The organism is Streptomyces sp. NPDC044984 (genome assembly GCF_040646935.1).
Lineage (GTDB): Bacteria > Actinomycetota > Actinomycetes > Streptomycetales > Streptomycetaceae > Streptomyces.
In genome coordinates, this window is sequence record NZ_JBEZBE010000035.1 from 1 (window position 1) to 13,224 (window position 13,224).

Below are 13,224 nucleotides of genomic sequence, written 5' to 3' on the forward strand. Positions count from 1 at the left end.
GAGGACTGCGTGCGGCGGAGCGACTGCCCGCTCGGCGGCCGGGGCACCGCCCCCGAGCAGGTCGGGGCAGCCGCCCGGGCGGCTGCCCCGAACCCGCGCTTCACGGGGTGGCGGGGGCGAGTGGTGACTGTGCCCGCTCGCCCCATGGCCGATGTCCTGACGCCTGTCGGAGCGTCATGGTGCCCGACGTCCGCATGACGCCCGAGGAAGACGCCCAGGCCGTTACGGTGAGTGATGTTCTGGCCGAAGGGGTGAGGCGTCACGACGGTGGCCGGAAGCGTCCGGCCCGCCGGCTCCGGGCGGGTGAAGGTGTTCCGGCGTGATTCCGGCCACCGGGCACCCTTCCTCCTCGCGGACTCGCGGCGACCGCTTGTGACCAGCCGCGATCGCTCTTTGCCTGTTCGCGATCCCTCACTCGAGAGGGTTATCGGTCTGTCGTACGAAGCCTCATACCAGAGCGCGATGCTGTCCGCGTGAGTTTGTCAACTGCCCACCGCACATGATGCGGTGGCGACTACGGTGAGTGTCGGTCGGGCGGCACCGCGGCACCTCATGTCGTAGGGCGCTTCTGCGTCAGGGGCCGCGTCCAACAGTCGGATCAGGGAGCGGGGACCGGTACGTGCAGCCACAAGGCGGACGAGGGAGCGGACGGGGCGAAGGGCCCCGACGCCCGGGCCCGGTCGGCGTCCCGGGTCCGGCCGGAGCGCGGGGCACCGCCGGCACCACGGTCGTGGCCCACGAGCCGGACCGCGCCGATGCGCACCCCGCCGACACCCGGGCCCGCCGGACCGGTCCGGCCGCCCGGGCGGACCGCCGCGAGGGAGGGCGGCACGGCCGGCCGCCCTCGCGGACCGCTCCCGCGCTGCCCGAGACACCGATACGGCCCCAACTGCTGCGTCTCGCCGTGCTCCCGCCCGTGGCGGTGGCCCTCAGCGCCTGCGCGGCCGTGCTCTTCACCGTCCGCTCCACCGGGGTCCGGCCGAGCCTCACCCTGTGGGCCGTCCTGGGCGGCGCCACCTCGGTGACGTGCGCCGGTGTCGTCATCGCCGCCGTGGCCGCCGACCGCGCCGCCCGGTCCGTGCACGACCGCATCGGTGCGCTGCGCCGGAGCACCGCCCGGCACGAGGCCGACCTGCGTGCCCTGGTCGAGACGCTGCGCCGCGGCGACGCCCCGCCCCCACGCGAGCGGCAGGGCGAACAGGCCGACGCCCTCGACGACGACGCCGACTTCGACCTGCTCGCCGCCGACCTCACCCGCGCGCACGACGGGGCCGTCCACGCCGTCGTGCAGGCGTCCCAGCTCTCCAGCCAGACCGGCAGCGAACAGAAGCTCGAGGTGTTCGTCAACCTCGCCCGGCGCCTGCAGTCCCTGGTGCACCGCGAGATCTCCATCCTCGACGAGCTGGAGAACGAGATGGAGGACCCCGACCTGCTCAAGGGGCTCTTCCACGTCGACCACCTCGCCACCCGCATCCGCCGCCACGCCGAGAACCTCGCCGTGCTCGGCGGGGCCGTCTCCCGGCGGCAGTGGAGCAACCCGGTCTCCATGACCGAGGTGCTGCGCTCGGCGATCGCCGAGGTCGAACAGTACTCGCGGGTCAAGCTCGTGCCGCCGGTCGACGGCACCCTGCGCGGGCACGCCGTCGCCGACGTCATCCACCTGCTCGCCGAACTCGTCGAGAACGCCACGGTGTTCTCGGCCCCGCACACCCAGGTGCTGCTGCGGGCCAGTCTCGTCACCTCCGGGCTCGCCGTCGAGGTCGAGGACCGCGGACTCGGCATGCCCGTCGGCGAGCAGGACCGGATGAACGCGCTGCTCACCGACCCCGACCAGGTCCATGTCGCCAGCCTGCTGGCCGACGGCCGGATCGGCCTGTTCGTGGTCTCCCAGCTCGCCAAGCGGCACGGCATCCACGTCCGGCTCCAGAACAACATCTACGGCGGGGTCCAGGCCGTGCTCGTGGTGCCGCAGGCGCTGCTCGGCACGGAGCCCGGAGCCGCCGTCGGCGGGCCGGGCGCGGCACCGCAGCCGTACGACACAGGCACCGGCACCGGCGCCGTCCCGACGGTCCGCCACATGTCGGCCGTACCGACTCCCGTGGACGCGCCGTCCGCACCCGTCGTCCCCCTCACGCCCGTGCCCCCGCAGCCCCGTCCCCACGCCCCGGCCCCGTCTCCCTCCGGCGACACGCCCGCCCCGCCGCTGCCCCTGCGCGGTGCCCGTGAGGTGCGCCCCCACCCCGCCGGGACCGTACCCGGCATCCACCACGCAGACCGGGACGCCCTCGCGGACCACGGGACCACGTCCCCCGCCCCGCGCGGCGGCACGGTGCGCGGCACCATGGGCAAACCCCGGCTGCCCCGCCGCCGCGCCCAGGAGCACATCGCCCCGCAGCTCCGCGACGGCCCCGCTCCCCGCCAGGACACCGAGTACGTCGCCGGGCACGACCCCGACCTGATGGCCGCCTTCCAACGCGGCGTCAGCCTCGCGGAGTCCCGGCAGGAGTCCCCCGCCGCACCGCGGCCCGCCGTACCCGTACCCCCCACCGACCACCCCGCCCGGCACGACGGGAGCGCCCCCGCCGGATGACCGGCACCACCCTCAGTGCTCCCGCAGACCTTCGTACCCCAAGGAGTCGATCCACCATGGCGAGCGATGCGCCGACCGTCCAGGTATCCGACCTCGACTGGCTGATGAGCGGCCTCGTGCAACGCGTACCGCACACCAACAGCGCCGTACTGCTGTCCTGCGACGGACTGGTGAAGTCCGTGCACGGACTCGACCCGGACGCCGCCGACCACATGGCCGCCCTGGCCTCCGGCCTGTACTCCCTCGGCCGCAGCGCCGGCATCCGCTTCGGCGACGGCGGCGACGTCCGCCAGGTCGTCGTCGAGCTCGACTCGGCACTGCTGTTCGTCACCACCGCCGGCTCCGGCACCTGCCTCGCCGTCATGGCCGGCCGCGAGGCCGACGCGGCGGTGCTCGGCTACGAGATGGCGATGCTGGTCAAGTCCGTACGGCCGTACCTGATGACCGCTCCCCGCCAGCAGGGCGTCGAACCGCCGGCGATGAGGCCTTGAGCGTGACGGCGGCCGGTGACGGGCCCTGGCTCGACGACGCGGCCGGACGGCTGGTGCGCCCCTTCACGGTCAGCAACGGCCGCACCCGTCCCACCGTCGCCCTCGACCTCATGTCGCAGGTCAGAGCCACCGGCGCCACCCCTCTCGGCTATCTCGGTCCCGAGCACGCACAGGCCCTCGACCTGTGCCGCGCCCCCGTCCCGGTCGCCGAGGTCGCCGCCCACCTCAGGCTGCCGGTGGCCGTCACCAAGGTGCTGCTGGCGGACCTCGTCGAATGCGGGGCGCTGACCGACAAACCCCCTGCGTTCCACCACAACCCGACGGACCGGGCCCTTCTGGAGGCAGTGCTCGATGGACTACGACGACAGCTCTGACCACGGCGACGGCGCGGACCACGGCGACGACCCGTTCCCCACCGCACTCAAGATCCTGGTGGCGGGTGGGTTCGGCGTGGGCAAGACGACCTTCGTCGGCGCGGTCAGCGAGATCGCGCCACTCAGCACGGAGGAGCTCCTCACCACGGTCAGTGCCGGCACCGACAACCTCGACGGCATCGAGAAGAAGGTCGAGACGACCGTGGCCATGGACTTCGGCCGCATCACCCTCGACGCGGAACACGTGCTGTACCTGTTCGGCACCCCCGGCCAGGAACGGTTCTGGTTCATGTGGGACGAGCTCTGCGAGGGCGCGCTCGGCGCGGTCATCCTCGCCGACACCCGGCGCCTGGCGGAGTGCTTCGCGGCGGTCGACTTCTTCGAGCAGCGCGGTCTCGGATTCATCGTCGCCGTCAACGAGTTCGACGGCGCCTTCCGCTACGACCCCGAGGAGGTGCGCGCCGCCCTCGACCTCCCCGCGGAGATCCCCGTCGTCCGCTGCGACGCCCGTATCTCCAGCTCCGGAGTCCAGACCCTGCTGACCTTGGTCCGCCATCTCATCACCCACACCCCGGCCGCCGCGACGGGGTATGGCGCCCACATGTGATCCCCGCACACCCTCGGAGCCCATATATGACCTTCCTCCACGATCCGGGAGCCCGCCCATGAGCTACGACCCGCCCCGCCCGGCTGGTCGTCTGCTGCTCACCCCCGAGGACAAGGAGGCCCCGGAGCGCGCCCGCCGACTGCGCCGGCTGGGACTGGGGAAGCACCCCGAGCCCGCACTCGACGCCTTCGCGTACGGCCTCGCCGAGCTCACCGGAGCGCCGTACGCCATGGTCAACCTGCCCGGTGAGAACGGGCAGTTCTTCGCGGGCCTGCACACCCCGCCCGTCGCACCGGTCGTGCGGAGCGACGGCACCGGCGCCCTGCTGGGCCGGGTGCTGCCCCGCGACCACGGCTTCTGCCCCCATGTGGTGGCCCGGCGCAAGGCGCTGGTCCTGGAGGACGTGAGCGACTACCCGCGGTTCGCGGGCAACCCGGTGGTGGACGAGTTCGGCATCCGCTCCTACCTGGGCGCGCCGCTCATCGACAGCACCGGCATGGTGCTCGGCACCGTGTCGGTCACCGACATCCAGCCACGTGCCTGGGGGCAGCCGGGGCTCGCCGCCATCAAGGAGCGGGCCGCGGATCTCGCCGTACGGCTGGAGCGCCGGGAGGGGGACGGGCTGCCGCTGTGAGGCCGGACGGGTGACGGTGTGAAGGAAAGCTGTGGCCGCGCTTAAGAAAACCTCGATGGACCGGTGAGGGTGGCGTACGGCAGATTGCAGTGCGATTCCACTCCTCCTCCCGGACCGGGCCGCTTCGGCGTGCCCGCGGCCGGGACTCACCCTCAGGAGCCGTAGCGTTGAAGGCGCTGGTCAAGCAGAAGGCGGAGCCCGGGCTGTGGCTCGCGGACGTCCCGGAGCCCGCCGTCGGACCCGGCGACGTGCTGATCAAGGTGCTGCGCACCGGTATCTGCGGCACCGACCTGCACATCCGGTCCTGGGACGGCTGGGCGCGGCAGACGATCAGCACCCCGCTGGTCCTCGGGCACGAGTTCGTCGGCGAGGTCGTGGAGACCGGCGGGGACGTCACCGACATCAAGACCGGTGACCGGGTCAGCGGCGAGGGCCACCTGGTATGCGGCAAGTGCCGCAACTGCCTGGCCGGCCGCCGTCACCTGTGCCGGGCCACGGTCGGCCTCGGCGTCGGACGCGACGGCGCCTTCGCCGAGTACGTCGTGCTCCCCGCCACCAACGTCTGGGTGCACCGGGTCCCCGTCGACCTCGACGTCGCCGCGATCTTCGACCCGTTCGGCAACGCCGTGCACACCGCCCTGTCCTTCCCGCTGGTCGGCGAGGACGTCCTCATCACGGGCGCGGGACCGATCGGTCTGATGGCCGCCGCCGTCGCCCGGCACGCGGGCGCCCGCAACGTCGTGATCACCGACGTCAGCGAGGAGCGCCTGGAACTCGCCCGCAAGATCGGCGCGACCCTGGCGCTGAACGTCGCCGAGTCCACCATCGCCGACGGGCAGCACACCCTCGGCCTGCGCGAGGGCTTCGACATCGGCCTGGAGATGTCCGGCCGTCCCGAGGCCATGCGGGACATGATCGCCAACATGACGCACGGCGGCCGGATCGCGATGCTCGGCCTGCCGGCCGAGGAGTTCCCCGTCGACTGGTCCCGGATCGTCACCTCGATGATCACCATCAAGGGCATCTACGGCCGTGAGATGTTCGAGACCTGGTACGCCATGTCGGTGCTGCTGGAGGGCGGCCTGGACCTCGCCCCCGTGATCACCGGCCGCTACGACTACCGCGACTTCGACGCCGCCTTCGAGGACGCGGCCGGCGGCAAGGGCGGCAAGGTCATCCTCGACTGGACCGCGTAAGCCATCCGCCTCTCTAGGAGCTTCTGAGATGTTCGACTCCGTGCGCGACGACCTGCGCGCCACCCTCGACGAGATCCGCGCCGCCGGCCTGCACAAGCCCGAGCGCGTCATCGGCACCCCCCAGTCCGCCACCGTGAACGTCACCGCCGGCGGCCGCCTGGGCGAGGTCCTCAACTTCTGCGCCAACAACTACCTCGGCCTCGCCGACCACCCCGAGGTGGTCGCCGCCGCCCACGAGGCCCTGGACCGCTGGGGCTACGGCATGGCGTCCGTCCGCTTCATCTGCGGCACCCAGGAGGTGCACAAGGAGCTCGAGGCCCGGCTGTCGGCGTTCCTCGGCCAGGAGGACACGATCCTCTACTCCTCCTGCTTCGACGCCAACGGCGGCGTCTTCGAGACGCTGCTCGGCCCGGAGGACGCGGTGATCTCCGACGCGCTGAACCACGCGTCGATCATCGACGGCATCCGGCTCTCCAAGGCCCGCCGCTTCCGCTACGCCAACCGCGACATGGCCGACCTGGAGCGACAGCTGAAGGAGGCGGCGGAGGGCGGCGCGCGCCGCACGCTGATCGTCACCGACGGCGTCTTCTCCATGGACGGCTACGTGGCCCCGCTGGACGAGATCTGCGACCTCGCCGACCGGCACGGCGCCATGGTCATGGTCGACGACTCGCACGCCGTCGGCTTCGTCGGCCCCGGCGGGCGCGGCACCCCCGAACTGCACGGCGTGATGGACCGCGTCGACATCATCACCGGCACCCTCGGCAAGGCGCTCGGCGGCGCCTCCGGCGGCTACGTCGCCGCCCGCGCGGAGATCGTCGCCCTGCTGCGCCAGCGCTCCCGCCCGTACCTGTTCTCCAACACGCTCGCCCCGGTGATCGCCGCCGCCTCCCTGAAGGTCCTCGACCTGCTGGAGTCGGCCGACGCCCTGCGCGTCCGGCTGGCCGAGAACACCGCCCTGTTCCGCCGCCGGATGACCGAGGAGGGCTTCGACGTCCTCCCCGGCGACCACGCCATCGCCCCGGTGATGATCGGCGACGCCGCCCGCGCGGGACGCCTGGCGGAGCTGCTGCTGGAGCGCGGGGTGTACGTGATCGGCTTCTCCTACCCGGTGGTGCCGCAGGGCCAGGCCCGCATCCGCGTCCAGCTGTCCGCCGCCCACTCCACCGAGGACGTGAACCGCGCGGTGGACGCCTTCGTGGCGGCACGGGCGGAGCTCGACGCCTGAACGGAGCACACCGAACGATTTGAGACAATCGCTTGCATGATCGAGGCGCGGCGGCTCCACATCCTCCGTGCGGTGGCGGACCACCGCACGGTCACGGCGGCGGCCGCCGCGCTGTATCTGACCCCCTCGGCCGTCTCCCAGCAACTCGCCGCCCTCGAGCAGGAGACCGGCCACCGTCTCGTCGAGCGCGGCGCCAAGGGCGTGCGGCTCACCCCGGCCGGCGAGATCCTGCTCGGCCACACCAACGCGGTCCTCGCCCAGCTGGAGCGGGCCGAGGCCGAACTGGCCGCCTACGGGGCGGGGGAGGCCGGCACGGTCACGGTCGCCGCGTTCGCCACCGGGATCGCCCAGGTCGTCGCGCCCGCGGTGGCCCGCCTCGCCGGGGCGGCGCCCGGCATCCGCATCCGGGTCCAGGACGCCGAGGGGGACGCCAGCCTGCTGATGGTCCTGGACCGGCAGGTCGACGTCGCCGTGGCGGTCGAGTACCGCGGGGCGCCGCCCGCCGACGACCCGCGGCTGACCCACGTACCGCTGTACGCCGAACCCTTCGACGCGGTCGTCCCGGTCACCCACCGCCTGGCCGACGCCGCCGAGGTGCCGCTCGCCGAGCTGGCCAAGGACCCGTGGATCGGCCCGTACCCCGGCAACCCGTGCCACGACGTGGTCGTGCTGGCCTGCGAGAGCGCCGGTTTCCAGCCACGGCTGGAGCACTCCTCGGACGACTTCCGCGCGGTGGTCGCCCTCGCCTCGGCGGACGTGGGCGTCGCCCTGGTGCCCCGCTCGGCGCTGCGCGGCACGGACCTCACGGGCGTGGTCGTCCGCCCGGTCGACGGGGTGGCCCCGACCCGCCGCGTCTTCGCCGCCGTGCGCCGCGGCGCCGAGGAGCACCCGCTGATCCGCCCGGTCCTCGACGCCCTCCGCGCGGCGGCCGGGGAGGCCTAGGGGGAGCCGGCCTGATCCAGACGGCACCCCCTGGGCCGGCGCGGGAGTCAGACCGCCGACCAGCCGTCGTCCACCGGCAGGATCGCCCCGTTGACGTTGCTCGCCGCGTCCGAGGCGAGGAACAGGATGGCCGCGGCCTGCTCCTCGGGCCGGGCCAGGCGGCCGAGGTCGACGAAGTGGGGGCCGAGCGCCGCGGGACCGTGGGCGGCCGGGTCGGCGTTCACGGCGATGTCGGTGGCGGTGCCGCCCGGGGCGATGGCGTTCGCGCGGATGCCCTGCTTGCGGTACATCACCGCGAGGTTCCTGGTGAGTCCCACGACGCCGTGCTTCGAGGCGGTGTGGGCGGCGCCCGCCGCGCTGCCGCGCGGCGAAGGACTCGGCCGCCCGGGCGGCCCGGCGGCCTATCCGCACGGCGCCCACGCCTTCCACGAACTCCTGCGCCGCTGGCGGGAGGAGTCCATGGACGAGGTGCTCGCCTGACGCCTGACGAACGCTCGGGTGCGGACGGCCGGTCAGGCGGCGGGACCGTACGGTGGCCGGCGCGCCGGCCACCCGGCGGTCACCCGAGCGGCCACCCGGTGTACGCCTCGGCGAGGTAGGTGCGGCCGGCGTCCGACTCGACGACGGTGCGCAGCTCGCCGAGCTGCCGCATGCGGTCGAAGTCACCGGCTTCGGGCTGGGCGTGCAGCATGTTCGTCATCCACCAGGAGAAGTGCTGCGCCTTCCAGATCCGCTTGCGGGCGGTGTCGGGGAAGGCGTCGAACAGGGACTCGTCCCCGTCGAGCAGCAGCGCGCGCAGCGCCTCGGTGAGGACGACGACGTCGGCGACGGCGAGGTTCATGCCCTTGGCCCCGGTGGGCGGCACGGTGTGCGCGGCGTCGCCGACGATCACCACCCGGCCGCGGCGCATCTCGTGGGCGACGAAGCTGCGGAAGCGCAGCACGTCCCGCTGGAAGATCCGGCCCTCCTTCAGGGCGGTCCCGGGCACCCGGGACTGCAGGACGTCCCACAGCTGTGCCTCGGAGTACGCCTCGGTGTCCGCGTTCGGGTCGCACTGGAAGTACATCCGCTGTACTTCGGGGCTGCGCCGGCTGATGAGGGCGAAGCCGTCGGGGGAGTTGCTGTAGATGAGTTCCTCGGCGCTGGGCGGCGCCTCGCACAGGATGCCGAACCAGGCGAACGGGTACTCCCGGAAGTAGCCGCCGTAGGCGCCGGTGACGGCCTCGCGGACGACGCTGCGCGAGCCGTCCGCGCCGATGACGACATCGGCCTCGATCTCGACGGTGTTGCCCTCGGCGTCCTTGGCGACGACGCGCGGCCGGTCCGTCTCCGCGTCCTCCACGCGCTCGGCGGTCACCTGGAAGCGCAGGTCCTGGCCGGCGGCGAGACGGGCGGCGACCAGGTCCTTCAGCACCTCGTGCTGCGGATAGAGCCACACCGCCCGGCCGACGGTGTCGGTGAAGTCGATGCGGTGGCCCTCGCCGTCGAAGCGCAGCTCGATGCCCTCGTGCTTCTGCCCGACCGTGCGGACCCGGTCGGACGCCCCGGTCTCGGTGAGGATCTCGACCGTGCCCTGCTCCAGGATGCCGGCCCGGATGGTGGTCTCGATCTCCTCGCGGCTGCGGGAGTCGATGACGACCGACTCGATGCCGTGGCGGCCGAGCAGATGGGACAGCAGCAGACCGGCGGGGCCTGCTCCGATGACGGCGACTCGGGTGCGTACGGGCATGTCGTCTCCTTCGACGGCCGACGGGGTGGGAGGGAGTCTGACGCCGGTCCGTCCCCGTTGACGACGGCCCTTCCCATTGAACGGGAATCGGATCTCCGCGTCCCCCGGCCGGACCGCTGTCTACGGGCGGTGCGCGCCGAGCGTCGCCGAGATGCCCGCGGCGGCGGAGCGCAGCACCTCGGCCACGGGGCCGGTCGGCGTGGTGCGGGGGAGGACGACCGACAGCGCGGCGACCACCCGCCCGCGTCCCTCGCGCACCGGCACGGCGACGCCCGTGGAGACGGCCTCGACCGTCCCCGGAGCCACGACGACGCCGTCCCGCCGGATGCCGGCCAGGACCCGGCGCAGCAGCGCGGGGTCGGTCACGGTCTCCGGCGAGACCGCCTCGAGCGGCCCGGCGAGGACCCGCTCCCGCAGCTCCTCCGGGCCGTGGGCGAGCAGGACCAGCCCCGACGACGAGGCGTGCAGGGGGAGGCGCCCGGCGATCCGGGTGATGTTCGCGCCCGCGTGCGGATGGGACAGGCGCTCCACGAAGAGGGTCTCGCCGTTCTCCAGCACCGCGAGCTGGGTGTGCTCCCGGACCCGGGCCTGCACCCGCTCCATGAACGGCAGGGCCGCCTGCCGCAGGCGCAGGGCGTGGGAGCCGCGCAGTGCCAGCTCCCACAGCCGCATGCCCAGCCGCACCCGCTGCTCCTCGTCCCGTTCCAGCAGCCCGCACTCCACGAGATCGGACACGATCCGGTGCGCCGTGGACGACGGCAGCCTCGCGCGCCGTCCGATCTCCGCCGCCGTCTGCACGGTCCTGTCGGTGTCGAACGTCTCGAGGACGCGGACGATCCGCTCGGTGACCGTCTCCCCGGACCGTGAGTTCGCCATCGTCCGTCCTTCCCGGCTCTTCCGCGGCGTGCGCGGTGGTCCCGCCCGCCGGACAGGAGCCGCCCGGAGCTAATTTTGCACGGCGTGCATCTTTGCATAGCATGCAAGGTATGTCGGGGAAGGGTGCCGCGCAGGGCGGGCTGCGGGAGCGGAAGAAGCGGGCGACGCGTGCCGCTCTCGCCGAGGCCGCCGTGCGGCTGGCCGCCGAACACGGCGCGGAGAAGGTCACCGTCGAGGCGATCAGCGCGGCGGCCGGGGTGTCCGTGCGGACCTTCTTCAACTACTTCGACACCCGCGACGACGCCTTCGTCGTGATCGACGCGGACGCGGGCGCGCGGATGCGGCAGGCCGTGCTCGACGCGCCGGCCGAGCTCTCCCCGCTGCAGGCCCTGCGCGAGGCCCTGGCCGCGGAACTGGCCGAGGCGGAGCAGCAGCACGAGCTGTGGCGGCTGCACGCCCAGGTGGTGCACGCCTCGCCGCACCTGCTGGTCCGCACGCTCGGCGCGCACATGGCGGACGAGACCGGACTGGCCGAGGCCATCGCCGCGCGCATCCGCGCCGGAGGGCCGACGTCATCCGTGTCCCCGCCCGCCTCCGCGACCGACGAGGAACGGCGCGGTGCGCTCGACCTCTACCCGCGGCTGCTGGCCGCGGTGGCGGGCACCGCGGTGCGGACCAGTGTGGAGCACTGGTCCGCCCGGCCGGAGGACGCCGCCTTCCTTGATGTTTTTCAGGAGGTGTTCGCCCTCCTCGCCGCCGGTCTCCCGGCGCCTCCCGCGTAAGTCCTCACGCCGGCCGCCCGGCTTCCCGCCGCGGCCGCCGCCCCCACTGTCCGTCCCGCGCCCACGAGCGTGCCGGCACCCGCCGGCGCCCGCCCCGCGCGCGACCGTCCGACCACCGTCCGAAAGAGATCTCGTGAGCTCACCCCCGGCGCCCGCCGACGCGCCTCCCGCCTCCATGACCCAACGGCAGATACTCCAGGCCATGTCGGGCCTGATGGCCGGCATGTTCGTCGCCATCCTGGCGGGCACCGTCGTCTCCAACGCGCTGCCGACGATCATCACCGACCTGGGTGCCAGCCAGTCCTCCTACACCTGGGTCGTCACCGCCGAACTGCTGGCCATGACGGCGACGGTGCCCCTGTGGGGCAAGCTGTCCGACCTGTTCAACAAGAAGCTGCTGCTCCAGCTCTCCCTGCTGATGTTCGTGGTCGGTTCGCTGCTGGCGGGCTTCTCCCACGACACGACGCTGCTGATCTTCAGCCGGGTCGTGCAGGGCATCGGCGCGGGTGGTCTGACCGCGCTCGCGCAGGTCGTCATGGCCGCCGTCATCCCGCCCCGGGAACTGGGCAGGTACTCCGGCATCTTCGGTGCCGTGTTCGCCGTCGGCACCGTGGCCGGGCCGCTGATCGGCGGTGTGCTGGTGGACACCGACTGGCTGGGCTGGCGCTGGTGCTTCTTCATCGGCGTGCCGTTCGCCCTGTTCGCCATCGTCCTGCTGCAGCGCACGCTGAAGCTGCCCACCGTCAAGCGCCAGGTGAAGATCGACTGGCTCGGCGCCTTCCTGATCGTCGCCGGTGTCTGCGCGCTGCTCATCTGGGTCTCGCTGGCCGGCAACCAGTTCGACTGGGCGTCGTGGCAGACCGCCGCGCTCGTGGCCGGCGGCGTGCTGCTGCTGGCCCTGGCGGTCCTCGTCGAGGCCCGTACCGACGAGCCGGTCATCCCGCTCGACATCTTCAGGAACCGCACGGTCACCCTGACCACGGTGGCCAGCCTCCTGGTCGGTGTCGCCATGTTCGGCGGGACCGTCTTCCTCTCGCAGTACTTCCAGGTGTCCCTGGGCAAGTCGCCGACCATCGCCGGTCTGATGAGCCTGCCGATGATCCTGGGTCTGCTGGTGTCGTCCACCGTCGCCGGGCAGTTGATCAGCCGGACCGGCAAGTGGAAGAACCACCTGGTGGCGGGTGCGGTCATCATGACCGTCGGTCTCGCGCTGCTCTCCCTGATCGACGCGGACACGCACTTCGGACTGCTCAGCCTGTACATGGCCGTCCTCGGCGTCGGCGTCGGCATGCTGATGCAGAACCTGGTGCTCGCCGCGCAGAACGACGTCCCCGCGGCCGAACTGGGCGCCGCGACCTCGGTGCTGTCCTTCTTCCGCAGCATGGGCGGCACGATCGGCACCAGCGTCCTCGGCGCGATCCTCGCCAACCGGGTCGCCGACGAGATGGCCAAGGGGCTGGAGAAGGCGGGCGCCGCCGGAGGGGCCGAGGGCGGCTCGGGCGGCGGCGGGCACAGCGTCCCGGACATGAGCACGCTGCCCGCCCCGATGCGGGAGATCGTGGAGCACGCCTACGGTGTCGCCACCGCCGACCTGTTCCTCGTCGCCACCCCGTTCGCGCTGCTCGCCCTGGTCGCCGTCGTGTTCCTGAAGGAGAAGCCGCTGAAGACCACCAGCGGCCTGGAACGCCTCGCCGAGGAGTCCGCCACCGCGGACACCGCGCCGGACGAGGACCGGGCGACCCCGGTCGCCTGAGCCGCGACCCGGCCGACAGGAC

13 protein-coding genes and 1 pseudogene are annotated in these 13,224 nt (G+C 73.0%); 11 read left to right on the forward strand and 3 right to left on the reverse strand.

The window, feature by feature from the left end; genetic code table 11:
- Window positions 1-730 precede the first annotated feature (730 nt).
- The 8 genes from AB0A94_RS30510 to AB0A94_RS30545 all read left to right on the forward strand — a co-directional run bounded on the left by AB0A94_RS30510 (window position 731) and on the right by AB0A94_RS30545 (window position 8,062).
- A complete protein-coding gene (locus AB0A94_RS30510) occupies window positions 731-2,590 on the forward strand; it encodes an ATP-binding protein (RefSeq protein WP_361749176.1) in 1,860 nt (619 codons plus the stop codon).
- 56 nt (window positions 2,591-2,646) lie between these two features.
- A complete protein-coding gene (locus tag AB0A94_RS30515; protein ID WP_361749177.1) occupies window positions 2,647-3,081 on the forward strand; it encodes a roadblock/LC7 domain-containing protein in 435 nt (144 codons plus the stop codon).
- Between the two features lie 2 nt (window positions 3,082-3,083).
- Entirely contained in the window at window positions 3,084-3,455 is a 372-nt protein-coding gene (locus tag AB0A94_RS30520; protein WP_142191808.1) for a DUF742 domain-containing protein, read from the forward strand.
- Window positions 3,433-4,062, forward strand: a complete 630-nt coding sequence (locus AB0A94_RS30525) for an ATP/GTP-binding protein (protein ID WP_361749178.1) — start codon at window positions 3,433-3,435, stop codon at window positions 4,060-4,062. The genes AB0A94_RS30520 and AB0A94_RS30525 overlap by 23 nt, the downstream gene beginning before the upstream one ends.
- Window positions 4,063-4,120: 58 nt before the next feature.
- Window positions 4,121-4,696: a GAF domain-containing protein gene (locus tag AB0A94_RS30530; protein WP_361749179.1), complete on the forward strand. Its 576-nt coding sequence runs from the start codon at window positions 4,121-4,123 to the stop codon at window positions 4,694-4,696.
- Between the two features lie 167 nt (window positions 4,697-4,863).
- Window positions 4,864-5,892, forward strand: a complete 1,029-nt coding sequence (gene tdh / locus AB0A94_RS30535) for an L-threonine 3-dehydrogenase (RefSeq protein ID WP_361749180.1) — start codon at window positions 4,864-4,866, stop codon at window positions 5,890-5,892.
- A gap of 28 nt (window positions 5,893-5,920) precedes the next feature.
- On the forward strand, window positions 5,921-7,120 hold the full coding sequence (locus tag AB0A94_RS30540) for a glycine C-acetyltransferase (RefSeq protein WP_361749181.1): 1,200 nt from the start codon (window positions 5,921-5,923) through the stop codon (window positions 7,118-7,120).
- A gap of 36 nt (window positions 7,121-7,156) precedes the next feature.
- The gene (locus tag AB0A94_RS30545; RefSeq protein ID WP_361749182.1) at window positions 7,157-8,062 is read left to right on the forward strand and encodes a LysR family transcriptional regulator; all 906 of its coding nucleotides are present in this window, start codon (window positions 7,157-7,159) and stop codon (window positions 8,060-8,062) included.
- 47 nt (window positions 8,063-8,109) lie between these two features.
- Here AB0A94_RS30545 and AB0A94_RS30550 read toward each other — a convergent pair.
- Window positions 8,110-8,427 (reverse strand): annotated as a pseudogene (locus tag AB0A94_RS30550) (SDR family oxidoreductase); the annotation flags it as partial.
- Between AB0A94_RS30550 and AB0A94_RS30555 the strand changes: the two are divergent.
- Window positions 8,369-8,542: a hypothetical protein gene (locus tag AB0A94_RS30555; protein WP_361749269.1), complete on the forward strand. Its 174-nt coding sequence runs from the start codon at window positions 8,369-8,371 to the stop codon at window positions 8,540-8,542. The pseudogene AB0A94_RS30550 and the gene AB0A94_RS30555 overlap by 59 nt on opposite strands.
- A 79-nt stretch (window positions 8,543-8,621) precedes the next feature.
- On the opposite strand, the gene AB0A94_RS30560 is transcribed toward AB0A94_RS30555, so the two are convergent.
- Together AB0A94_RS30560 and AB0A94_RS30565 are read right to left on the reverse strand one after the other, a co-directional pair.
- A complete protein-coding gene (locus AB0A94_RS30560) occupies window positions 8,622-9,791 on the reverse strand; it encodes a 4-hydroxybenzoate 3-monooxygenase (RefSeq protein WP_361749183.1) in 1,170 nt (389 codons plus the stop codon).
- 120 nt (window positions 9,792-9,911) lie between these two features.
- Window positions 9,912-10,667 (reverse strand): IclR family transcriptional regulator, encoded by a 756-nt coding sequence (locus AB0A94_RS30565; RefSeq protein ID WP_361749184.1) that lies wholly within the window; start codon window positions 10,665-10,667, stop codon window positions 9,912-9,914.
- Between the two features lie 101 nt (window positions 10,668-10,768).
- On the opposite strand from AB0A94_RS30565, the gene AB0A94_RS30570 reads away from it, so the two are divergent.
- Both AB0A94_RS30570 and AB0A94_RS30575 read left to right on the forward strand, forming a co-directional pair.
- On the forward strand, window positions 10,769-11,449 hold the full coding sequence (locus tag AB0A94_RS30570) for a helix-turn-helix domain-containing protein (RefSeq protein WP_361749185.1): 681 nt from the start codon (window positions 10,769-10,771) through the stop codon (window positions 11,447-11,449).
- A gap of 175 nt (window positions 11,450-11,624) precedes the next feature.
- Window positions 11,625-13,202: an MDR family MFS transporter gene (locus AB0A94_RS30575; RefSeq protein WP_361749264.1), complete on the forward strand. Its 1,578-nt coding sequence runs from the start codon at window positions 11,625-11,627 to the stop codon at window positions 13,200-13,202.
- Window positions 13,203-13,224 lie beyond the last annotated feature (22 nt).